Genomic DNA, 21,284 nt, shown 5'->3' on the forward strand with positions numbered 1-21,284 from the left:
ATACCATCGACGGCAGAGCGCCCGCACGTGCATGATCGTGGCAGGGCGCGCGCACCGGGCGGGTGCGGGAGCGGCACCGACGAGGGGAAACCGTGGAGAACAGCGGGCAGGGCGGCTCCGGCAGCGGGGGCGCCGACCACCAGGCCGGACAGCCCGGGGGCCCCAGGGAACCCGGAGACCCCGGCGAACACGGAGAGCACGGCCGCGGGCCACGGCGCCCGCGCGAGAGCGGCGGCGGCATCCTCATGGGCCGCCCGTTCGGCGTCCCCGTCTACGTCGCCCCCAGCTGGTTCCTGGTCGCCGCCCTGATCACCTGGGTCTTCGGCGGCCAGCTCGACCGCGTCCTGCCCGAACTCGGCCGGGCCCGCTACCTGGTCTCCCTCTTCTTCGCCGTCGCCTTCTACGCCTCCGTCCTGGTCCACGAACTGGCCCACACGGTCGCCGCCCTCCGCTTCCGCCTCCCGGTCCGCCGCATCCAGCTCCAGTTCTTCGGCGGCGTCTCCGAGATCGAGAAGGAGAGCGAGACCCCCGGCCGGGAGTTCGTCCTCGCCTTCGTCGGCCCCCTGCTCTCCCTGGTGCTGGCCGGCGTCTTCTGGACCGGCATGCAGGCCGTCGAACCCGACACCGTCCCCGGCGTCCTCCTCGCCGGCCTCATGGTCTCCAACCTCCTGGTGGCCGTCTTCAACCTGCTGCCCGGCCTGCCCCTGGACGGCGGACGGATGCTCCGCGCCGTCGTCTGGAAGATCACCGGCCGGCCCATGGCCGGCACCGTCGCCGCCGCCTGGGTCGGCCGCGCGCTCGCCGTCAGCGTCCTCGTCGGCCTCCCGCTGCTCACCCAGGCGTACCGCGCCGACAGCTTCGGCAGCGTCGACTCCCTCACCGACGCCCTGCTCGCCGCCATCCTCGCCGCGATCATCTGGACCGGCGCCGGGAACAGCCTCCGCATGGCCCGCCTCCGCGAGCGCCTCCCCGGCCTCCGCGCCCGCACCCTCACCCGCCGCGCCGTGCCCGTCGCCCCCACCACCCCGCTCTCCGAGGCACTGCGGAGGGCCAACGAGGAGGGCGCCCGCGCCCTGGTCGTCGTCGACGCGGCCGGCGCCCCCACCGCCCTGGTCCGCGAGTCCGCCATCGTCGGCATCCCCGTCCACCGCCGGCCCTGGGTCACCGTGGACACCCTCGCCCAGGACCTCCACGACGGCATGCGGATCTCCGCCGAGCTCTCCGGCGAGGACCTCCTGGAGGCCCTCCGGCAGACCCCCGCCACCGAATACCTGGTCGTCGAGGAGACCGGCGAGGTCTACGGCGTCCTCTCCACCACGGACGTCGAACGGGCCTTCGTCGCCGCCATGGCCCGCACCCCGGCCCCCTGAGTCCCCGGCCTCCCGGAGCCCCGCCCGGGGCCCGCCCCGGGCCCGTGGTCCCGGTCCCGTCCGGCGCCCGGTAGGCTGGTCACATGTCCGAACCGACCGGTGCCGCCCGCCGTCGCGGGCCCTTCCAGGTCGGGGACCAGGTCCAGCTCACCGACCCCAAGGGACGCCACTACACCTTCACGCTCGAAGCCGGGAAGCAGTTCCACACCCACAAGGGTGCCTTCCCGCACGACGAGCTGATCGGTGCTCCCGAGGGCAGTGTTGTCCGTACCACGGGAAACGTCGCCTACCTCGCGCTGCGCCCCCTGCTCCCCGACTACGTCCTGTCCATGCCGCGCGGAGCCGCCGTGGTCTACCCCAAGGACGCGGGGCAGATCCTGGCGATGGCCGACATCTTCCCCGGCGCCCGCGTCGTGGAGGCCGGCGTCGGCTCCGGCTCGCTGAGCAGTTTCCTGCTGCGCGCCATCGGCGACCAGGGCATGCTGCACTCCTACGAGCGCCGTGCCGACTTCGCCGAGATCGCCACGAAGAACGTGGAGCGCTACTTCGGCGGTCCGCACCCGGCCTGGCAGCTCACCGTCGGCGACCTCCAGGACAACCTGTCCGACACCGACGTCGACCGCGTCATCCTGGACATGCTCGCCCCGTGGGAGTGCCTGGAGGCCGTCCGCAAGGCGCTCGTCCCCGGCGGCATCCTCTGCTGCTACGTGGCGACCACCACCCAGCTCGCGCGGACCGTCGAGTCCATCCGCGAGATCGGCTGCTTCGCCGAGCCGTCGGCCTGGGAGACCATGGTCCGCACCTGGCACGTCGAGGGCCTGGCCGTCCGCCCCGACCACCGCATGATCGGGCACACCGGCTTCCTGCTCACCGCCCGCCGCCTCGCGGACGGCGTGGAGCCGCCGATGCGCCGCCGCCGCCCGGCGAAGGGCGCCTACGGCGAGGACTACACCGGCCCCGGCGGCCAGACCGCCGAAGCCTGAGCCTGTTTCACCAGCGCGGAAGCCGCCACCGACGAACTCGGGGGCGGCTTCCGCGCGTTGGGCCGGGGCGCTGTTCCGCCCGCCGGACCGGTGTGCGACGATGCGGCTCTCGTCACCGTCTCATCGCAGTCTCATCGAAGGAGCGGCGCGCGTGCAGCCCCCGGCCGGACTTCCGCACACCCACCCGAGGCCCGTCCACTGGCTGCTGACCGCCCTGGCCCTGGCCGCCGTGCTGGCCGGCGCGACGCTCTTCGGCCCGGCCGACGCCACCGCCGGGGACGCCCCCGCCCCGCCGGCCGCCGCCGCGCCCGATCCGGCCGCCGCCCGCTACCCGCTCGACTGCGGCCCGGTGGGCGTCGAGGTGGGGCACAGGGCCGTCGCCGACCTGGACGGGGACGGGCGCCCCGAGACGGTCGCCGTGGTCCACTGCCAGGCCGGCGCGGGCACCCCGCCCGACGGCGTCTACGTCGTGACGGCCGGCAAGGGCACGGGCGCGCCGCCGCGCGTGGCCGCCACCCTCGTCGACCCCGCCCGGCGGATGAACGTCGACCGGTTCAGGGTGGCGGGGGACACGATTTCGGCCACTCTGCTCGGCTACTCCGCGCGGAACGTGCCGCGCTGCTGCCCCGACCTGCGCCGGGCGGTCGAATGGCGGTGGCGCGACGGCCAGTTCGAGCCGACGGCACGGCCCGTGACGGGCCGCGCCTGATCCGTCACCCGGCGTCCGGCCCGTAGACCTCGACCTTGTCCGAGACGCGCCGCACATGGATGCAGTCGCCCGGGCACTCCTTGGCCGAGTCCCGGACGTCGGCCAGCAGCGGCAGCGGAACGGGCGTGGTGGCGCCCGGCTCCTGCAGCAGCTCGTCGTCGGCGCTCTTCACGTACGCCAGGCCGTCGATGTCGAGCTCGAAGACCTCGGGGGCATACTGCACGCAGATGCCGTCCCCCGTACACAGCTCCTGGTCGATCCAGACCTCAAGGGCGCCGTCGGGGCCCTCGGCCGCCGGGTCCTCGGTGACGGTCGCGTGGTCTTCGTTCCGGACGGTCATCTCGCCTGCCGTTTCCTGCTTACGTGAATCAATTGGAGCCAGCACTGACGGGTGTTGACCGACTCGACGATACAACCGCTCGCTTTCCGATGTTGATGGGTGGGTATTCCCCAGTCGTGAGGACGTGCGCAAGGGTGAAGATCGGACACACTCCAGCCGGGTTTGTGATCTAGGGGTTTCAACCTGCACCGGCCCAGGTAGGGTCTGGAAGCGTCCAGCTCCCCTTGGAGGAGGTGAGGACCGTGGCAGCCCACGACGACGACATGAACCGCGGCATCCGGCCGGGACGGGGCTCAGACGACCCCGCCGGCCAGGTTGCCTACCTTGAGCAGGAGATCGCCGTCCTGCGCCGCAAGCTCGCCGACTCTCCGCGGCACACGAGGATTCTCGAAGAGCGGATCGTCGAGCTCCAGACCAACCTGGCCGGGGTGTCCGCCCAGAACGAGCGGCTCGCCAACACCCTCCGCGAGGCCCGCGACCAGATCGTGGCCCTCAAGGAGGAGGTCGACCGGCTCGCCCAGCCGCCGGCCGGCTTCGGCGTCTTCCTGCAGGCCAACGACGACGGCACGGTGGACATCTTCACCGGCGGCCGCAAGCTCCGGGTCAACGTCAGCCCGGGCGTCGACCCCGAGGAGCTCCGGCCCGGCCAGGAGGTCATGCTCAACGAGGCGCTCAACGTGGTCGAGGCCATGGCGTTCGAGCGGGCCGGGGACATCGTCACCCTCAAGGAAATCCTGGAGGACGGCGAACGGGCCCTGGTCATCGGGCACACCGACGAGGAGCGGGTGGTGAGGCTCGCCGAGCCGCTGCTGGACGTCACCATCCGCCCCGGCGACGCCCTGTTGCTCGAATCCCGCTCCGGCTACGTCTACGAGGTCATCCCCAAGAGCGAGGTCGAGGAGCTCGTCCTCGAAGAGGTCCCCGACATCGACTACACGAAGATCGGCGGCCTGGGGAACCAGATCGAGCTGATCCGCGACGCGGTCGAGCTCCCCTATCTCTACCCCGACCTCTTCAAGGAGCACGAACTCCGGCCCCCCAAGGGCGTCCTGCTCTACGGCCCGCCCGGCTGCGGCAAGACGCTGATCGCCAAGGCGGTGGCCAACTCCCTTGCCAAGAAGGTCGCGGAGGTCACCGGGAAGCCCGCGGGGAAGAGCTTCTTCCTCAACATCAAGGGCCCCGAGCTGCTCAACAAGTACGTCGGCGAGACCGAGCGGCACATCCGCCTGATCTTCCAGCGCGCCCGCGAGAAGGCCAGCGAGGGCACGCCGGTGATCGTCTTCTTCGACGAGATGGACTCGCTGTTCCGCACCCGCGGCTCCGGCGTCAGCTCGGACGTGGAGAACACCATCGTCCCGCAGCTGCTCTCCGAGATCGACGGCGTGGAGGGCCTGGAGAACGTCATCGTCATCGGCGCCTCCAACCGCGAGGACATGATCGACCCGGCGATCCTCCGCCCGGGCCGGCTCGATGTGAAGATCAAGATCGAGCGGCCGGACGCCGAGGCGGCCAAGGACATCTTCTCCAAGTACCTGACCCGCACGCTGCCGCTGCACGCGGACGACCTCGCCGAGCACGGCGGGGACGCCGGGGCGACGGTCGACGGCATGATCCAGTCGGTCGTGGAGCAGATGTACGCCGAGTCCGAGGAGAACCGCTTCCTGGAGGTCACCTACGCCAACGGTGACAAGGAAGTCCTCTACTTCAAGGACTTCAACTCCGGAGCGATGATCCAGAACATCGTGGACCGCGCCAAGAAGATGGCGATCAAGGCGTTCCTCGACCACAACCAGAAGGGCCTCCGCGTCTCCCACCTGCTCGCCGCCTGCGTCGACGAGTTCAAGGAGAACGAGGACCTGCCCAACACCACCAACCCGGACGACTGGGCCCGCATCTCCGGCAAGAAGGGCGAGCGGATCGTCTTCATCCGCACCCTCGTCACCGGCAAGCAGGGCGCGGACACCGGCCGCTCCATCGACACGGTGGCCAACACCGGTCAGTACCTGTAACACCGCCGTCCGGCCGCGGCCGGCCGTCCCCCGGATCCCCCCGGTCCCGCCCCCACGGCGCGGGACCGGGCCGGAACGGTCCGTCCGCGGCCGGACGCGTTCACGGACCCCGGGGACGCGGACGGCAGCGGGCACGGCGGGTCCGCACGGCACGGGCGACGGGTCCGGTACGGCACGAGGGACAGGTCCGTACGGCACGAGCGACGGGCCCGGTACGGCACGAACCCGAGCAATGACTGGAATGATCTCCCCAGGGCCGCAAAGCCGTTCTAGGCTCTGCGGTACCACCGCGACGCGCGTGGGGGACGCACACGGACCGGATGCGCAGCGGTACTTGAGCGGCGACCCCACCAGGGGGCGCCGCCGGGCAAGGAGGGCCGCATGACCGTACGGCGAGTAATGGGCATCGAGACGGAGTACGGGATCTCCGTCCCCGGTCACCCGAACGCCAATGCCATGCTCACCTCGTCCCAGGTCGTCAACGCGTACGCGGCGGCGATGCACCGGGCACGCCGTGCCCGCTGGGACTTCGAGGAGGAGAATCCGCTGCGGGACGCCCGGGGCTTCGACCTCGCCCGGGAAGCCGCCGACGCCAGCCAGCTCACCGACGAGGACATCGGCCTCGCCAACGTCATCCTCACCAACGGCGCCCGGCTGTACGTGGACCACGCCCACCCCGAGTACAGCTCCCCGGAGATCACCAACCCGCGGGACGCCGTCCTCTGGGACAAGGCCGGCGAACGGATCATGGCCGAGGCCGCCGAACGGGCCGGCCGGCTGCCCGGCGCCCAGCCCATCCACCTCTACAAGAACAACACCGACAACAAGGGCGCGTCCTACGGCACCCACGAGAACTACCTGATGAAGCGGGAGACCCCCTTCTCGGACATCGTGCGCCACCTGACCCCCTTCTTCGTCTCCCGCCAGGTCGTCACCGGCGCCGGCCGGGTCGGCATCGGCCAGGACGGCCGCGAACACGGCTTCCAGATCAGCCAGCGCGCCGACTACTTCGAGGTCGAGGTCGGACTGGAGACCACCCTCAAACGGCCCATCATCAACACCCGCGACGAACCGCACGCCGACGCCGAGAAATACCGCCGGCTCCACGTGATCATCGGCGACGCCAACCTCTCGGAGATCTCCACCTACCTCAAACTGGGCACCACCTCCCTGGTGCTGTCCATGATCGAGGACGGCTTCATCTCCGGCGACTTCGCCGTCGACCAGCCCGTCCGCACCCTCCACCGGGTCAGCCACGACCCCTCGCTGCGCCGCCTGATCACGCTGCGCAGCGGCCGGACGCTCACCGCCGTCCAGCTCCAGATGGAGTACTGCGAGCTGGCCAGGAAACACGTCGAGGACCGGTACGGGTCGGACGCGGACGAGCAGACCAAGGACGTCCTGGCCCGCTGGGAGGACGTGCTGGGCCGGCTGGAGAGCGACCCCATGAGCCTGGCCGGCGAGCTGGACTGGGTGGCCAAACGGGAGCTCCTGGAGGGCTACCGCCGGCGGGACGGCCTCGACTGGGACGCGGCCCGGCTGCACCTGGTCGACCTCCAGTACGCCGACGTCCGGCCCGACAAGGGCCTGTACAACCGGCTGGCGGCGCGCGGCAGGATCAAGCGGCTGCTGGACGAGACCGAGGTCGAGCGGGCCCGCACGGCACCGCCCGAGGACACCCGGGCGTACTTCCGGGGCCGCTGCCTCGACCAGTACGCGGACGACGTGGCGGCCGCCTCCTGGGACTCGGTCATCTTCGACCTCCCCGGCCGGGACTCGCTCCAGCGGGTCCCCACCCTGGAACCCCTGCGCGGCACCCGCAACCACGTCAAGGAACTGCTGGACCGCTGCCGCACGGCGGAGGAGCTGGTACGGGTGCTGTCCGGGGGCTGAGCGGGGTCTGGGGAGGAGGCGGAACGGGAATCATCACGGTGGTTCCCGGACGTTCCCAGGAGTACGGGGCCGATGTCGGACCGTGCTTGTAGGGTCTGATCTGTAGGACTTGAGTACGTGTACGTCGAAACCGAGCGGGGTGAGGGGTATGGCGACCAAGGACACCGGCGGCGGGCAGCAGAAGGCGACGCGCTCGACCGAGGAGACCGAGGAGCAGGCGCAGGAGGCGCAGGCGTCCGAGGACCTCAAGGAGCGGCACGAGAAGCTGTCGGATGACGTGGACTCCGTCCTGGACGAGATTGACGACGTCCTAGAGGAGAACGCAGAGGATTTCGTGCGAAGCTTCGTTCAGAAGGGTGGGGAGTAGGGGGCTTTTGCCTTCGAATCCAAGGGGGGATCGTGTTGGGGGCGGGGGAGGTGAAGCGTTGCGCGCGGTGCCGCGAGGACAAGCCGCGCGCGGCGTTCGCTGCGAACCGGTCGCTGCGTGACGGGCTGCAGTCCTACTGCAGGGTGTGTGCCGCCGAGTACCACCAGGAGCGGCAGAAGGCGAAGGGCAAGAACGTCCGCCCGCGGGTCGTCGTGCCGTCGGGGCACAAGTACTGCCGCCGCTGCGGTGAGACCAAGCCTCACTCTCAGTGGTCCCGCAACAGCTCGGCTTCGGACGGGTTGGCGACAGCCTGCAAGTCCTGTCGGGTCGCCGAGGGCCGTGCCGGTCACCTCAAACGCACGTACGGCATCTCGGAGGCCGAGCGGGAGGAGATGATCAAGGAGCAGGGCGGGGTCTGCTGCATCTGCCTGTCGGCCCGGCCCGTGCATGTGGATCATTGTCACGTGACCGATAAGGTCCGTGGCGTGCTGTGCTTCAGTTGCAACGCGGCACTGGGGCAATTCAAGGATCGGCCGGACGTCATGAGGCGTGCCGCCGAATATGTGGAAGGAAACGTGTGGAAGCCAACCCTCGTAGCACCGGGCGTCTACCAGCTGCCTTCCTGACGCCGGGCTCGTCCTCGTTCGTGGACTTCCTCGGGAACCACGCCCCCGAGCTGCTGCCCGGCAACCGGCAGCTGCCGCCCGTGAAGGGTGCCGTCGAGGCGCCGCACGGCACGACCATCGTCGCGGCGACCTTCCCCGGCGGGGTGGTGCTGGCCGGTGACCGTCGGGCCACCATGGGCAATGTCATCGCGCAGCGCGACATCGAGAAGGTCTTCCCGGCGGACGAGTACTCGGCCGTCGGCATCGCGGGCACCGCCGGCCTCGCCGTGGAGATGGTCAAGCTCTTCCAGCTGGAGCTGGAGCACTTCGAGAAGGTCGAGGGCGCCCAGCTCTCCCTGGAGGGCAAGGCCAACCGGCTCTCCACCATGATCCGCGGCAACCTCGGTATGGCCATGCAGGGCCTCGCCGTGGTGCCGCTCTTCGCCGGCTGGGACGTGGACCGCGGCAAGGGCCGGATCTTCTCCTACGACGTGACCGGTGGCCGCTCCGAGGAGTACGGCTACGCGGCCACCGGCTCCGGCTCGCTCTTCGCCCGGGGCGCGCTGAAGAAGCTGTACCGGGACGACCTCTCCGCCGAGCAGGCCGCCACACTGGTGGTACAGGCCCTGTACGACGCGGCCGACGACGACTCGGCGACCGGCGGCCCCGACCTCGCCCGCCGCATCTACCCGATCGTCACCGTCATCTCCGACGAGGGGTACCGGAGGCTCACCGACGCCGACCTGGCCGAGACCGTCCGGGCCATCCACGAGCGGCGGCTCCAGGAGCCCGACGGTCCCCGGGCCGCGCTGCTCTGAGGCCCCCCGGTCCCGAGTCCTCCGTACGCACTCCCCACAGACCAGAAAGGGACGGATAACCGGTGTCGACGCCGTTCTACGTCTCTCCCCAGCAGGCCATGGCCGACCGTGCCGAGTACGCCCGCAAGGGCATCGCGCGCGGCCGCAGCGTCGTGGTCCTCCAGTACAACGATGGCGTGATCTTCGTTGCCGAGAACCCGTCCCGCGCGCTGCACAAGGTCAGCGAGATCTACGACCGCATCGCGTTCGCGGCCGTCGGGAAGTACAACGAGTTCGAGACCCTGCGCATCGGCGGAGTCCGCTACGCCGACCTGCGCGGTTACACCTACGACCGCGGGGACGTCACCGCCCGCGGCCTCGCCAACGTCTACGCCCAGACCCTCGGCACCATCTTCTCCAGCGCGGGCGAGAAGCCGTACGAGGTCGAGCTGATCGTCGCCGAGGTCGGGGCCGGCCCCGAGGACGACCAGATCTACCGGCTGCCGCACGACGGCTCGATCGTCGACGAGCACGGCTCGGTCGCCGTCGGCGGCAACGCCGACCAGATCAGCAGCTATCTCGGGCAGCGGCACCGGGACGGGATGAGCCTCGCGGAGGCGCTCAAGCTTGCTGTCGAGTCGCTTGCCCGGGACACGAATGGCGCGGAGCGCACGTTGACGGCGGAGCAGCTTGAGGTGGCGGTGCTGGATCGGACGCGGCCTCAGCAGCGGAAGTTCAAGCGGTTGCTTGGCAGTCAGCTGACGCGGTTGCTGGACGGGGACGCGGCCCCCGCCTCGGGTGAGGAGGAGGGTGCGGGCGAGTCCTGACGGGTGGGGTGCCCCTGACCCTCCCCCAGAGGGGGCACCCCCATTCACCGTTTCTTGCGGGGCGAGCCCCGCACCCCCGAGCGCGCCTGCGGCGCGCGTCCTCAAACGCCGGACGGGCTGATTTCAGCCCGTTGGGGGTACCCCCTCTGGGGGAGTTTGAGGACAAGGGGGTCTGGGGCGCAGCCCCAGGAAACGGTGAAATGGGGGTCCCCCCTCTGGGGGAGGGACCGGGGCACCCCACCGCCGTCAGGCGCCACGCGCGGCCGGCCCGCTGGAGTCCCGGATCACCAGATCCACCGGCAACTCCGCCGCGCCGTCGGGCCGCCCGTCGAGCACGGCGGCGAGCGCCCGCATCCCCGCCTCCCCGACCGCCTCGGCCGGCAGCCGGACCGTCGTCAGCTCCGGATCGACGGCCGTCGCCAGCGACAGGTCGGCGAAGCCGGTGACCGAGACGTCGTCGGGAACGCGCAACCCCAGCCGCCGAGCGGCCTTGCAGGCGCCCGCGGCGAGCATGTCGTCGTCGCAGACGAGGGCGGTCGGCCGCGGTCCGGGCCCGGAGAGGACGCGTTCGACGGCCGCCCGCCCGGCGTCGACGTGCAGCGCGGCGGGTTCCGTGCGCACCACGCGTGCGTCGGGCACGCCGCGCAGCGCGTCGGCCAGGGCCCGGGCCCGGACGCGGAAGGTCCAGGAGTCGACGTCGGCGGACAGGTGGGCGAAGCGCCGGTGGCCGAGGGCCAGCAGGTGGGCGGCGATCTGCCGCATGCCGTCGGCGATGTCCGGGTTGACGGTGGCGGCGGCCTCCGCGCTGTGGGGGTCGCTGTCGAGCATGACGACCGGCAGTCCGCCGGCCCGCAGGGCGGCGAGGGAGTCGACGGCCATGGAGGAGGCGATCACGCCGTCGAGGGCCGCGCGGGCAGAGGTGAAGGGGTCGCGGGCGGGGCCGATGCCCTCGGGTGAGGGGTAGAGGAGGACGCCGACGCCCTGTTCGCCGGCCACCCGCGCGGCCCCGGCGTAGACGCGGGCGAAGAACTCGTTGGTGAGGGCGGGGACGACGAGGAGCACGGTCCGGGTGCGACCCAGCCGCAGGTCGCGGGCGGCGAGGTTGCGGCGGTAGCCGAGTTCGCGGGCGGCGGTGCGGACCGCCTCGGCGCGGGCCTCGGAGACCCGGCCGCGCCATTTGTCGCCCATGACGAGGGAGACGGTCGCCTGGGAGACGCCGGCCGCGCGGGCCACGTCCCGGCTGGTCGCCCGGGCGGGTGCCGCGTGCGTCCCGCGGACCGTCGGCCAGCGGCCCCCGCCGCGTACGCCGCCTGTGGTCTGTTCGCCGTCGTCCGTCACCATCGGTGACGCCCCTCTCCGCCGCCTCGCCCACGGCTGGACCCGTGAGCTGCCGACATGGTACGTATAACGCGTCAACGTTATACGTAAAACCGACCCAGGGTCGGTCGAGAGAGGCAGATGATGGCGGCGGGCTACGGCGAGATGCTCAGGACGCGGTACGCCGCGCGGTTGCTGGTGGGCACCCTGGTGGGCCGGCTGCCGACCGCGACCGCCGCGCTGGCGGTCGTCCTCTTCGCCCGCGCCGAGGGCGGCAGCTACACCCTCGCCGGCGCCCTCTCCGCCGCGTACGGCGTGGCCAACGCGTTCGGCCAGCCGCTGCTCGGCCGGGCCGTCGACCTGTACGGCCAGCCGCGCGTGATGCTGCCCTCGGCCGTGCTGTCCGCGCTGGGCATGGTCCTCTTCGCCGTCGTCGGCCTGGAGCCGCTGCCCGTCGCCTACGCGGCCATGGTCGTCGCCGGTTTCTTCACTCCGCCGCTGGAGGGCGGCCTGCGGGCGCTGTGGCCGTCCGTCCTGGAGCGCGAGGACCGCATCCACGCGGCCTACGCCCTGGACGCCGTGGCCCAGGAGGTCATGTACGCGGTCGGCCCGCTGATCGTGATGCTGTTCGTCCGCGAGTGGTCCGAGGCCGCCGCGCTGCTGGTCATCAACGCCCTGGGCGTGCTCGGCGCGCTCGCCGTCGTCAGCTCGCCGCCCTCGCGGAAGTGGCGCAGCGAGCCGCGCGAGGCGCACTGGCTGGGCGCTTTGCGTTCGCGGGGGCTGCTGGTCGTCCTGGGCACCTTCTTCTTCGTCGGCTCGGCGCTGGGTTCCATAGCCGTGGCCTCCGTGGCCTACGCCGACGCGCACGGCAATCAGATGATCTCCAGCTATCTGCTGTCGGCGCTCAGCGCCGGCGCCCTGGTGGGCGGTGTCGTCTACGGCGGCCGGCAGTGGGCCGGTGCGCCGGAGGGCCGGCTGCGGGTGATCATCGCGGCGCTGGCGGTCTGCTACGTGCCGTTGCTGCTGGTCCCCGGTGTCGTTCCGATGACCGTCCTGGCGGGGGTCGCCGGTGTGTTCCTGGCGCCCGCGCTCGCCTGTGCCTTCGTCGTCGTCGACCGGCACGCGCCGGCGGGCACGGCCACGGAGGCGTTCTCCTGGCTGGTCACCTCGTTCGGTGTGGGCGCGTCCATCGGTACGGCGATCGTCGGTCCGGCGGTGCAGTCGGGCGGTGCCCGGGCCGGGTTCGCGGTCGCGGCGGGCGGCGGGATCGCCGCGGCGCTCGTCCTGCTGGCGGCGCGCAAGGCGCTGACCGCCCCGGAGAAGGCGTCGCCCGTCGTCGCGCGTTCGGAATCCGATCGGAACGGTGCGGTCGAACCCGGTTTCAGCGCAGGGCATCAGGCGTAGTGTTCAGGCATGGACCGCCGCATTTTCGGGCTGGAGAACGAGTACGGCGTCACGTGCACGTTCAGGGGACAGCGCCGACTGTCGCCTGACGAAGTGGCGCGGTACCTCTTCCGCCGTGTCGTTTCCTGGGGCCGCAGCAGCAATGTCTTCCTGCGCAACGGCGCCCGTCTCTACCTCGATGTGGGCTCGCACCCGGAATACGCGACACCAGAGTGCGACAACGTGATCGAACTGGTCACCCACGACAAGGCGGGCGAGCGCATTCTCGAGGGACTGCTCGTCGACGCCGAACGCCGCCTGCACGAGGAGGGGATCGCGGGCGACGTCTACCTCTTCAAGAACAACACCGACTCCGCGGGGAACTCCTACGGCTGCCACGAGAACTACCTCGTGGCCAGACACGGGGAGTTCTCCCGTCTCGCGGACATCCTCATCCCCTTCTTGGTGACCCGTCAGCTGATCTGCGGGGCGGGGAAGGTCCTGCAGACCCCGCGCGGCGCGGTCTACTGCGTCAGCCAGCGCGCGGAGCACATCTGGGAGGGCGTCAGTTCCGCCACCACCCGCTCGCGTCCGATCATCAACACCCGGGACGAGCCGCACGCCGACGCCGAGCGGTACCGCAGGCTGCACGTCATCGTGGGCGACTCGAACATGTCGGAGACCACGATGCTGCTCAAGGTCGGCGCCACCGACCTGGTGCTCCGCATGATCGAGGCGGGCACGGTGATGCGCGACCTCACCCTGGAGAACCCCATCCGGGCCATCCGCGAGGTCAGCCACGACATCACCGGCCGCCGCAAGGTGCGGCTGGCCAGCGGGCGGGAGGCGTCCGCCCTGGAGATCCAGCAGGAGTACTACGAGAAGGCCGTCGACTTCTGCGAACGGCGCGGCATCCGCACGGGCATCGTCGAGCGGGTGCTGGAGCTGTGGGGCCGCTCCCTGGAGGCGATCCGGGACGAGGACCTGGACCGCATCTCCACCGAGATCGACTGGGTGATGAAGTACCAGCTCATCGAGCGCTACCGGGCGAAGAACGCCATCAGCATGTCCCATCCGAGGGTCGCGCAGATAGATCTCGCCTACCACGACATCCACCGCCGCCGGGGCCTGTACTACCTGCTGGAGCGGCGCGGGCAGGCCGCGCGGGTGTGCAACGACCTCAAGATCTTCGAAGGCAAGTCGGTGCCGCCGCAGACCACCCGGGCCCGGCTGCGCGGCGATTTCATCCGCCGCGCGCAGGAACAGCGGCGGGACTTCACCGTCGACTGGGTCCATCTCAAGCTCAACGACCAGGCGCAGCGCACGGTGTTGTGCAAGGACCCTTTCCGGTCGGTGGACGACCGGGTGGAAAAGCTGATTGCCGGAATGTGAGCGGACGCACGGTCTGACATTCCGAATGCGGGGAAGTGAATACGGCGTCGGTGCGCCGGGCCTCTCGGTCCGGCGCACCGCCGTGTCGGACGGGGGTGACGGGCGGGACTCAGGCCGTAGAGTGGCGGGCACTGTTCAGCCACCACCCCCTAGCCCGAGTTGGACCGATGCTGCGATTCACCGCGGGACGAACCCCGCAATCCCGTCGCCTCGCGAGGACCGCGAGCGGCACCCGCCCGTCCCGCCGTCTGGCCGCCGCCCTGGCCGTGCCCGTCCTGCTGCTGACCGCCGCCGGCTGCGGCTCGGACGACGACGGTTCCAAGAAGTCCTCCGAGAGCAGCTCCAAGGCGTCGGCGAGCTCCGGCTCCGCGCAGGGCGGCTCGAAGATCACGGTGACGGGCGCCTTCGGCGAGCAGCCGAAGATCTCCGCCCCGAAGGACGCCAAGGGCCCGGACAAGGTGCGGATCACCACGATCACCGAGGGCAAGGGCGCCACGGTGGAGAAGGGCGCGTTCGCCCGGCTCGCCTTCGCGGTGCAGTCGACCCAGGAGGGCACCACCGCCAAGGGCACCTGGAATCCCGAGCCGGGTCAGGACACCAAGGGGCCGCGCCGCGAGCTGGTGCAGCGGGTGGGCGGCGGCGAGGGCGGCGGCCAGGTGCCGGACGCGGTCGCCGACGCCCTGGTGGGCCGCAAGGTCGGCACCCGGGTGTGGGCCGAGGGCACGCTGAAGTCGATGTACGGCGACAAGGTCCAGCAGAACGCGGACCAGACGCTCGTCTGGGTCCTCGACGTGGTGGGCACCGGAAAGGTGGACGCCAAGGCGGAGGCCAAGGGCGAGCAGGCGAAGCCCGACGCGGGGATGCCGGAGGTGAAGGCCGAGTCCGGGAAGGCGGCCGAGATCACCATGCCCAAGGGGGAGAAGGCGCCCAAGGAGCTCAAGGAGCAGGTGCTGATCAAGGGCGACGGCCCGGAGGTCAAGGCCGGCGACGGTCTGGTCGCCCAGTACACCGGTGTGCTGTGGGACGGCGGGAAGAAGTTCGACTCGTCCTGGGACCACGGTGGCGCCACCGCCTTCCAGATCGGCACCGGTTCGGTCGTCTCGGGCTGGGACAAGGGCCTGGTCGGCAAGCACGTGGGGGACAGGGTGCTGCTGGTGCTCCCGGCCGAGCAGGCGTACGGCAGCAGCCCGCCGCCGGGCAGCGGCATCCCCGCCGACGCGCCGCTGGTCTTCGTCGTGGACATCGTGGGCAAGGTCTGACCGGCCATCGGGGACGAGTCCGGACCGATCGTCTGCGAAACTTGCACGGTTGTCCGAAGATTCCGTTCGTAGGAGCACTTACGTGAACATCGAGAAGCCGGAGATCGACTTCCCCGAGGGCCCGGCCCCGTCCGACCTGGAGATCGTCGAGATCTGGGAGGGCGACGGCGCGGTGGCCAAGGCCGGCGACTTCGTCAAGGTCCACTACGTGGGCGTCGCCTACTCCACCGGTGAGGAGTTCGACGCGAGCTGGAACCGGGGCAACCCGCTGGAGTTCCAGCTCGGTGCCGGCCAGGTCATCCCCGGCTGGGACCAGGGCATCCAGGGCATGAAGGTCGGCGGCCGCCGCCGGCTGACCATCCCCGCCCACCTCGCCTACGGCGACCGCGGCGCGGGCGGCGGCCGGATCGCCCCGGGCGAGACGCTGATCTTCGTCTGCGACCTGATCGCCGTCTGACCGTACGCCGAACGGTTCCGACCGAGGGCCCGCGCCATGTGCGCGGGCCCTCGGCTTTTGCCGGGTGACGCGTGAGCGGTACGGTCATCGGTTGAAAGAACATGAGAAGAGGGCGAGAGGGCGTCGATGGCGATTGCCAAGGCCGAGCGGCTGATGAATCTGGCGCTGTGCCTGCTGGGGACGCGGCGTCCGCTCAGCAAGCGGGAGCTGCGGGGGTCGATCGAGGCTTACCTGGAGGCTTTCGGGCCGGGGGGTGACGTGGCCTCCGGTGCGGACGTCGCGCCGGACGGTGACCCGGACGCCGCCCCGTTCTCCCGTGCGGCCGGCACCACCCGTACTGCTAACACCTCCCGTACCGCCGGCACCGGCAGCGACGACGCCTTCAACCGCATGTTCGAGCGGGACAAGGAGGACCTCCGCGAGCTCGGCCTGATCATCGAGACGGTCGAGGGCGTCGACGGCGAGACCGGCTACCTCGCCCGCCGGGACAGCAACTGCCTCCCCCCGATCACCCTCGACGTCGAGGAGTCCGCGGCGCTGGGCCTCGCCGCGAAGGTCTGGCAGCAGGCGCGGCTGGCCTCGGCCGCCAGCGGCGCGCTGCAGAAGCTGCGCGCGGCCGGCATGCCGGTGGCGGAGGACGCGTACGAGGGCGGCGCCCTTGAGACGCGGATCCCCGTGCACGAGGCGGCGTTCGAGCCGCTGATGCTGGCGGCGCGCGACCGCAGGACCGTCCTCTTCGACTACCGCAAGGCCAACGCGGCCCGCCCCGAGCAGCGGCACGTCGAGCCGTGGACGCTGGAGTGCTGGCGCGGGCACTGGTACCTGGCGGGCTGGGACCGCGACCGCGAGGCGGAGCGCGTCTTCCGCCTCTCCCGCATCACCGGCCGCGTCCGCTCGCGCGCCCTGCCCTTCACCGCGCCGGTCCCGGACCACGTCACCGTCCGGGAGACGGTGGAGAGCTGGGCGGGCGAGACGGCCACCGGCACCGCGCTCATCAAGGTTCGCGCGGGGCACGGCTACCCGCTGCGCGCCAAGGCCCTGGCCCGCCGCGACCTGGGCGACGGCTGGGACGAACTGGAGATCCCGTACGGGCACGGGCTGGACGCCTGGCTCGTCGAGTTCGGCCCGGACGTGGTGGTGCTGGAACCGGACGACCTGCGGGCCGACGTCCTCGACCGGCTGCGGGCCGTGGCCGAGGGCTGAGGGCCGCGGCCGCCGGCGCGTTGCCCCGGCGAGCGGACGCCTTCGGACACCAGCGGACTTCGAGCAGGTTCGAGCGGACTTTGAACGGAAAGGTACGGACCGACCCCTCATGGCCGGAAACGCCATCGACCAGACCCGGCGGATGCTGTCACTGGTCACCTACCTGCGCGAGCGCCCCGGCGCCCGCGTCGCCGACGTCGCCCGGGCCTTCGGCATCACCGAGGACGAGCTGATCGGCGACCTCGACGTCCTGCCGATGTGCGGCACCAGCTTCCGCGGCGGCGACCTGCTGGACATCGACACCGACGGCGACCGCATCTGGTGGCACAACCCGGACGCGTCCGGTACCAGTACCGGCGAGCCGCTGCGGCTCGCCGCCGACGAGGCCACCGCCCTGCTGGTGGCCGCCCGCGCGGTGGCCACCCTCCCCGGTCTGCGGGAGAGCGACCGGCAGGCGCTGGTCCGCGCCACCGCCAAGATCGAGGCCGCGGCCGGGGAGACGGCGGGCGCCAGCTCCCGGCTGTCGGTCACCTTCGAGTCCGAGGGCGGCGTCTTCGCCGACGTCGACCGGGCCATCGCCGAGCGCCGCCGGCTCTGGGTCCGCTACTACTCGCCGGCCCGCGACGAGCTGACCGAGCGCGAGGTCGACCCGATCCGGCTGTTCGCCGTCGGCCACACCTATATGGAGGCGTGGTGCCGGCTCTCCGAGGCCCGGCGCACCTTCCGGCTGGACCGGGTGGCCGAGATCCGGCTGCTGGACGAGGTCTCCGACCCGCCGCCCGTCGAGCCCCGTGACCTGTCGGCCGGGCTGGTGCAGCCCGCGGCCGAGGACCCCGAGGTCGTCGTCGAGGTGGGCCCTGGCGGACGCTGGGTGGCCGAGTACTACCCGCACGACAGCGCCGAGGAACTGCCCGGCGGCGGCCTGCGGATCACCCTGCGCACCCCCGACCCCGCCTCGCTGCGCCGGCTGGCGCTGCGGCTGGGCCGGGACGGCCGGATCGTCTCGCCCCCGGAGCTGGCGGCGAGCGCCCGGGACGCGGCGCGCGAGGCCCTCGCGGCGTACGGCGGGTGAGGTGGGAGAGGTGAACGGGTACGCGCGGGAGCTGTCGGACGCGGTCTTCAAGGCCGCCTGCCCCGACTGCCGGGGGAGCTTCGAGCTGGCGGCCGGCGCCTTCCGGCTGGCGATCGGCGGCAGCCGGCGCACCACCTTCTACTCCTTCACCTGCCCCGACTGCGGCGCGTCGGTCCGCAAGCCGGCGGGGGAGCGGATCGTGCAGCTGCTGACCGGCGGGGGCGTGCGGACGCTGCGGCTGCACTCTCGGGTCTGAGGGGGCGCCCCGGGGGTGCCTCCGCCCGGGCCCCTGCCCATCTACCGTTCCGCCTTCGGTAGGTTCGTCCCCATGCTCTTCCCCATGCTGGCCGTCGCCCTCTCCTTCTGCGGCATCGCCGTGCTCGGCGTCCTCGCCGCGCTCGTCCTGGCGCAGGTGCGCCGGCTGGCCCGGCAGGTGGAGGAGAGCTCCCGGCGGATCGCCCGGGCGACCGAGGACCTGGAGCGGGCCGCGACGCCGCTCGCGGCCGAGGCCGCGCGGGTGGCGCACGGCGTACGCCCGGAGTGACACCCGGCGCGGACGGGCGCCCCGGAAGCGGCCGACGGCCGTCTCCTGCGCCGGAACCGCTGGCGGTACGCTGGTGCGGGTGGCCCTGCCGACGAAGCGGAGGGTCGCCCGCGGGAACAGCGGGGGAACGGCGGGGAAGTACGCGCGGGGATTGCCCGGCGTTCATCCTTGCGCGTTACGATCGCTGCCGTACGACTGCTGGACAAAACGTCTTATCGGTCCACAGCTCCACACCCCTAAACCGCTTCGGTGAGAAGGTAAACGCTTATGTTGTTCGGACGGATCGGGGCCCCCGAGATCATCCTCATTCTCGTCGTTGTCGTGCTCCTGTTCGGCGCCAAGAAGCTCCCCGACATGGCGCGTGCTCTCGGCAAGTCCGCCCGCATCCTCAAGAGCGAGGCCAAGGCGATGAAGTCCGAGGGCAAGGACGCCGCGGCGCCCGCCGAGCCCGCGGACCAGCAGGCGGCGGCCCCGCGTACGATCAAGGCGGCCCCCGGCGACGTGACCTCGCGCCCGGTGCAGGAGCCGGCCGACCGTACGACGCAGCGCTGACGACCGAGGACGACTGGGGCGGCCGCCTGTCGGCGACCGTCCGCCGCACGAGATAGGGACGTGGGTTGCTCAAGCCTGCCCGCAAGAAGGAGAAGGATCCCGAGGGGCGGATGCCCCTCGCGGAGCACCTTCGTGAGCTGCGCAACCGGTTGGCGAAGTCGGTCATCGCGATCGTGATCGTCTCGATCGTCTCGGCGATTTACTACCGCGAGATCATCGAGGTCTTCCAGCATCCGATCCAGGACGCCATCGGCTGCAAGGTGTCCCTCCAGGAGCTGCTCGACAAGAAGCCCGGGGACACCACCCGGTGCGCCAATCTCACCATGTCGGGGCTGACCGGGCCCTTCGCCCTGATGATGAAGGTGTCCCTGGTCTCCGGTCTGGTGCTGTCGAGCCCGGTGTGGCTCTACCAGCTGTGGGCCTTCCTCGCGCCGGGTCTGCACCGGCACGAGAAGAAGTACGCGCTGAGCTTCGTCGCGGCCGGTGTCCCGCTGTTCGCGGCGGGCGCCTGGTTCGCGTACACGATCCTTCCCACGGCCGCCGAGGTCCTGATCGACTTCACGCCCACGGGCGTGCAGAACCTTCTGCCCCTCGACGAACTGCTCGACCTGATCATGCGGTTGGTCGTCGTCTTCGGCCTCTCCTTCGAGCTGCCGCTGCTGCTCATGCTGCTCAACTTCGGCGGGATTCTCACCGGTCGCCGGATGCTGGGCTGGTGGCGCGGCATGATCATGGGCGTCACGATCTTCTCGGCCGTGGCCACGCCGACCGTCGACCCGTACTCGATGTTCATGCTGGCCGGGCCCATCGTCGGGCTGTACTTCATCGCCGTCGGCATCGCCCTGCTCAACGACAAGCGCCGGGGCCGGGCCAACCCGGACCGTCTCCTCGACGACGACGAGGCGGCGCCCCTGGACCTGACGCCGGAGTCGGTCGGCGACGTGGAGCCGCTGCCCGCTCTGGACCGGTCGGGGCGTGAGTCCGGCCGTGACGGGCACAACGGGCAGCCGGTGCGGCGGAACGGGTACGACGACTTCACCTGATCCGATCCTGATCCTGATCCGCGTTCTTCGGGGCGGCAGTCGGTATACGACTGCCGCCCCTTCGCGTAAGGTCCGCGCGTGACCAGCGACATCACCCTCTTCGTCAATCCGGCGGCCGGCCGGGGCCGCGGTGCCCGTGCCGCGCAGCCCGCCGCCCGGGTGCTGCGCGCGGCCGGGCACTCCGTCCGTACCGTCGTGGGCGCCGACGAAGCCGACGCTCTCCGGCGGGCCCGGGAGGCGGTCGCCGGCGGCACCGGCGCGCTGATCGCCGTCGGCGGGGACGGGATGGTCTCGCTCGCCCTCCAGGCCGTCGCCGGCACGCCGACCCCGCTCGGCGTCGTCGCCGTCGGGACCGGCGACGACTTCGCCCGCGCCAACGGGCTGCCCGTCCGCGATCCGGAGGCGGCGGCGCGTCTGATCGCCGGATCGCTGAAAGGGGACGGGGGTGTGCCCCGTGACCTGGGGAGAGTGGTCGGCGGCCCGTACTTCGGGACCGTGCTCGCCTCCGGCTTCGACTCGCGCGTCAACGACCGCGGCAACCGGATGCGGTTCCCCTCCGGGCGGCTCCGGTACGACCTCGCGCTGCTCGCGGAGCTCGCCGCGCTGCGGCCGATTCCCTATCGGCTGCGGTTCGACGACGGGCCGGAGTTGGGGGTGGAGGCGACGCTCGTCGCCGTCGGGAACGGCGGGTCGTACGGGGGTGGCATGCGGATCTGCGGAGGCGCGCGGATGGACGACGGGCTGTTCGACGTGACGGTGGTGGGGGCTTGCGGGCGGGGGGAGCTGTTGCGGGTGTTTCCCCGGGTGTATCGGGGGACGCATCTTTCACATCCGAAGGTGCGGGTGTTTCGGGCGGCGCGGGTTTCGTTGGTCGCGGCGGATGTGACGGCGTACGCGGATGGGGAGCGGGTGGGGGCTTTGCCGGTTGTGACAGAGGTGGCTCGGGGTGCGGTGCGGGTGCTGGGGGCCCGGAGGGAGTGAGCCCCGGTCCCTCCCTTTCACCGTTTCTTGCGGGGCGGGCCCCACCCCCCTGAAACCGCGCTCCGCGCGGTTGTCCTCAATCGCCGGACGGGCTGAGTAGTGCGCTCGGGCGCGATATCCAGCCCGTCCGGCGTTTGAGGACGAGCGGCGAAGCCGCGACAAGCGGGGTCTGGGGCGCAGC

Annotated in this window: 22 protein-coding genes; 20 read left to right on the forward strand and 2 right to left on the reverse strand. The window is 71.5% G+C overall.

The annotated features are described in order from the left end of the window. The first annotated feature begins 92 nt into the window (after positions 1–92). From K7I03_RS26800 to K7I03_RS26810, 3 genes are all read left to right on the forward strand, one after another. Entirely contained in the window at positions 93–1,370 is a 1,278-nt protein-coding gene (locus K7I03_RS26800) for a site-2 protease family protein (RefSeq protein ID WP_185944679.1), read from the forward strand. Positions 1,371–1,453: 83 nt separating this feature from the next. After that, positions 1,454–2,353 (forward strand): tRNA (adenine-N1)-methyltransferase, encoded by a 900-nt coding sequence (locus K7I03_RS26805; protein WP_185944680.1) that lies wholly within the window; start codon positions 1,454–1,456, stop codon positions 2,351–2,353. Positions 2,354–2,504: 151 nt separating this feature from the next. After that, complete coding sequence (locus tag K7I03_RS26810; protein WP_185944681.1) at positions 2,505–3,062, forward strand: hypothetical protein; 558 nt, start codon at positions 2,505–2,507, stop codon at positions 3,060–3,062. A 4-nt stretch (positions 3,063–3,066) separates the two neighbouring features. On the opposite strand, the gene K7I03_RS26815 is transcribed toward K7I03_RS26810, so the two are convergent. Further along, positions 3,067–3,402 carry a ferredoxin gene (locus K7I03_RS26815; RefSeq protein WP_185944682.1) on the reverse strand — a complete coding sequence of 112 codons (336 nt, stop codon included), beginning with the start codon at positions 3,400–3,402 and terminating at the stop codon, positions 3,067–3,069. A gap of 242 nt (positions 3,403–3,644) precedes the next feature. Between K7I03_RS26815 and arc the strand changes: the two genes are divergently transcribed. From arc to prcA, 6 genes are all read left to right on the forward strand, one after another. Then, positions 3,645–5,411 carry a proteasome ATPase gene (arc, locus tag K7I03_RS26820; protein WP_185944683.1) on the forward strand — a complete coding sequence of 589 codons (1,767 nt, stop codon included), beginning with the start codon at positions 3,645–3,647 and terminating at the stop codon, positions 5,409–5,411. A gap of 381 nt (positions 5,412–5,792) precedes the next feature. Then, on the forward strand, positions 5,793–7,304 hold the full coding sequence (dop, locus tag K7I03_RS26825; RefSeq protein WP_152265593.1) for a depupylase/deamidase Dop: 1,512 nt from the start codon (positions 5,793–5,795) through the stop codon (positions 7,302–7,304). Between the two features lie 148 nt (positions 7,305–7,452). Continuing rightward, a complete protein-coding gene (locus K7I03_RS26830) occupies positions 7,453–7,671 on the forward strand; it encodes a ubiquitin-like protein Pup (RefSeq protein ID WP_185944684.1) in 219 nt (72 codons plus the stop codon). A 50-nt stretch (positions 7,672–7,721) separates the two neighbouring features. Further along, entirely contained in the window at positions 7,722–8,297 is a 576-nt protein-coding gene (locus K7I03_RS26835) for an endonuclease VII domain-containing protein (protein ID WP_224347230.1), read from the forward strand. Continuing rightward, the gene (prcB, locus tag K7I03_RS26840) at positions 8,249–9,094 is read left to right on the forward strand and encodes a proteasome subunit beta (RefSeq protein WP_185944685.1); all 846 of its coding nucleotides are present in this window, start codon (positions 8,249–8,251) and stop codon (positions 9,092–9,094) included. Before K7I03_RS26835 ends, prcB begins: the two co-directional genes overlap by 49 nt. A 62-nt stretch (positions 9,095–9,156) precedes the next feature. Continuing rightward, complete coding sequence (gene prcA, locus K7I03_RS26845; RefSeq protein ID WP_185944686.1) at positions 9,157–9,900, forward strand: proteasome subunit alpha; 744 nt, start codon at positions 9,157–9,159, stop codon at positions 9,898–9,900. Between the two features lie 246 nt (positions 9,901–10,146). Here prcA and K7I03_RS26850 read toward each other — a convergent pair whose 3' ends face one another. Continuing rightward, positions 10,147–11,133: a LacI family DNA-binding transcriptional regulator gene (locus tag K7I03_RS26850; RefSeq protein WP_185944718.1), complete on the reverse strand. Its 987-nt coding sequence runs from the start codon at positions 11,131–11,133 to the stop codon at positions 10,147–10,149. A gap of 228 nt (positions 11,134–11,361) precedes the next feature. Between K7I03_RS26850 and K7I03_RS26855 the strand changes: the two genes are divergently transcribed. The 11 genes from K7I03_RS26855 (at position 11,362) to K7I03_RS26905 (ending at position 21,103) form a co-directional block, all read left to right on the forward strand. Further along, complete coding sequence (locus K7I03_RS26855; RefSeq protein ID WP_185944719.1) at positions 11,362–12,621, forward strand: MFS transporter; 1,260 nt, start codon at positions 11,362–11,364, stop codon at positions 12,619–12,621. Between the two features lie 9 nt (positions 12,622–12,630). Further along, positions 12,631–13,992 (forward strand): Pup--protein ligase, encoded by a 1,362-nt coding sequence (gene pafA, locus K7I03_RS26860; protein ID WP_185944687.1) that lies wholly within the window; start codon positions 12,631–12,633, stop codon positions 13,990–13,992. Between the two features lie 167 nt (positions 13,993–14,159). Then, positions 14,160–15,251, forward strand: a complete 1,092-nt coding sequence (locus K7I03_RS26865) for an FKBP-type peptidyl-prolyl cis-trans isomerase (protein WP_185944688.1) — start codon at positions 14,160–14,162, stop codon at positions 15,249–15,251. An 82-nt stretch (positions 15,252–15,333) separates the two neighbouring features. Further along, positions 15,334–15,708 (forward strand): FKBP-type peptidyl-prolyl cis-trans isomerase, encoded by a 375-nt coding sequence (locus tag K7I03_RS26870; RefSeq protein ID WP_185944689.1) that lies wholly within the window; start codon positions 15,334–15,336, stop codon positions 15,706–15,708. Positions 15,709–15,834: 126 nt separating this feature from the next. Further along, the gene (locus tag K7I03_RS26875; RefSeq protein ID WP_185944690.1) at positions 15,835–16,911 is read left to right on the forward strand and encodes a helix-turn-helix transcriptional regulator; all 1,077 of its coding nucleotides are present in this window, start codon (positions 15,835–15,837) and stop codon (positions 16,909–16,911) included. A gap of 109 nt (positions 16,912–17,020) precedes the next feature. After that, on the forward strand, positions 17,021–17,983 hold the full coding sequence (locus tag K7I03_RS26880; RefSeq protein ID WP_185944691.1) for a helix-turn-helix transcriptional regulator: 963 nt from the start codon (positions 17,021–17,023) through the stop codon (positions 17,981–17,983). Positions 17,984–17,993: 10 nt separating this feature from the next. Beyond that, positions 17,994–18,239: a CpXC domain-containing protein gene (locus tag K7I03_RS26885; RefSeq protein WP_185944692.1), complete on the forward strand. Its 246-nt coding sequence runs from the start codon at positions 17,994–17,996 to the stop codon at positions 18,237–18,239. A 72-nt stretch (positions 18,240–18,311) separates the two neighbouring features. After that, a complete protein-coding gene (locus tag K7I03_RS26890) occupies positions 18,312–18,527 on the forward strand; it encodes a hypothetical protein (RefSeq protein WP_185944693.1) in 216 nt (71 codons plus the stop codon). A gap of 270 nt (positions 18,528–18,797) precedes the next feature. Continuing rightward, on the forward strand, positions 18,798–19,079 hold the full coding sequence (gene tatA / locus K7I03_RS26895) for a Sec-independent protein translocase subunit TatA (protein WP_040889645.1): 282 nt from the start codon (positions 18,798–18,800) through the stop codon (positions 19,077–19,079). A 65-nt stretch (positions 19,080–19,144) separates the two neighbouring features. Continuing rightward, positions 19,145–20,122 (forward strand): twin-arginine translocase subunit TatC, encoded by a 978-nt coding sequence (tatC, locus tag K7I03_RS26900; RefSeq protein WP_185944694.1) that lies wholly within the window; start codon positions 19,145–19,147, stop codon positions 20,120–20,122. Positions 20,123–20,200: 78 nt separating this feature from the next. Further along, positions 20,201–21,103: a diacylglycerol kinase family protein gene (locus K7I03_RS26905; protein ID WP_185944695.1), complete on the forward strand. Its 903-nt coding sequence runs from the start codon at positions 20,201–20,203 to the stop codon at positions 21,101–21,103. Positions 21,104–21,284: the final 181 nt, after the last annotated feature.

This window comes from Streptomyces mobaraensis (assembly GCF_020099395.1).
Lineage (GTDB): Bacteria > Actinomycetota > Actinomycetes > Streptomycetales > Streptomycetaceae > Streptomyces.

What these genes read in the sequence shown, in the direction of transcription:
- K7I03_RS26865 (WP_185944688.1), top strand. Translation starts at nt 14,160, where the DNA reads ATGCTGCGATTCACCGCGGGACGAACCCCGCAATCCCGTCGCCTCGCG.
- K7I03_RS26830 (WP_185944684.1), top strand. Translation starts at nt 7,453, where the DNA reads ATGGCGACCAAGGACACCGGCGGCGGGCAGCAGAAGGCGACGCGCTCG.
- dop (WP_152265593.1), top strand. Translation starts at nt 5,793, where the DNA reads ATGACCGTACGGCGAGTAATGGGCATCGAGACGGAGTACGGGATCTCC.
- K7I03_RS26815 (WP_185944682.1), bottom strand. Translation starts at nt 3,402, where the DNA reads ATGACCGTCCGGAACGAAGACCACGCGACCGTCACCGAGGACCCGGCG.
- K7I03_RS26855 (WP_185944719.1), top strand. Translation starts at nt 11,362, where the DNA reads ATGGCGGCGGGCTACGGCGAGATGCTCAGGACGCGGTACGCCGCGCGG.
- K7I03_RS26875 (WP_185944690.1), top strand. Translation starts at nt 15,835, where the DNA reads ATGGCGATTGCCAAGGCCGAGCGGCTGATGAATCTGGCGCTGTGCCTG.
- pafA (WP_185944687.1), top strand. Translation starts at nt 12,631, where the DNA reads ATGGACCGCCGCATTTTCGGGCTGGAGAACGAGTACGGCGTCACGTGC.
- K7I03_RS26890 (WP_185944693.1), top strand. Translation starts at nt 18,312, where the DNA reads ATGCTCTTCCCCATGCTGGCCGTCGCCCTCTCCTTCTGCGGCATCGCC.
- K7I03_RS26805 (WP_185944680.1), top strand. Translation starts at nt 1,454, where the DNA reads ATGTCCGAACCGACCGGTGCCGCCCGCCGTCGCGGGCCCTTCCAGGTC.
- K7I03_RS26880 (WP_185944691.1), top strand. Translation starts at nt 17,021, where the DNA reads ATGGCCGGAAACGCCATCGACCAGACCCGGCGGATGCTGTCACTGGTC.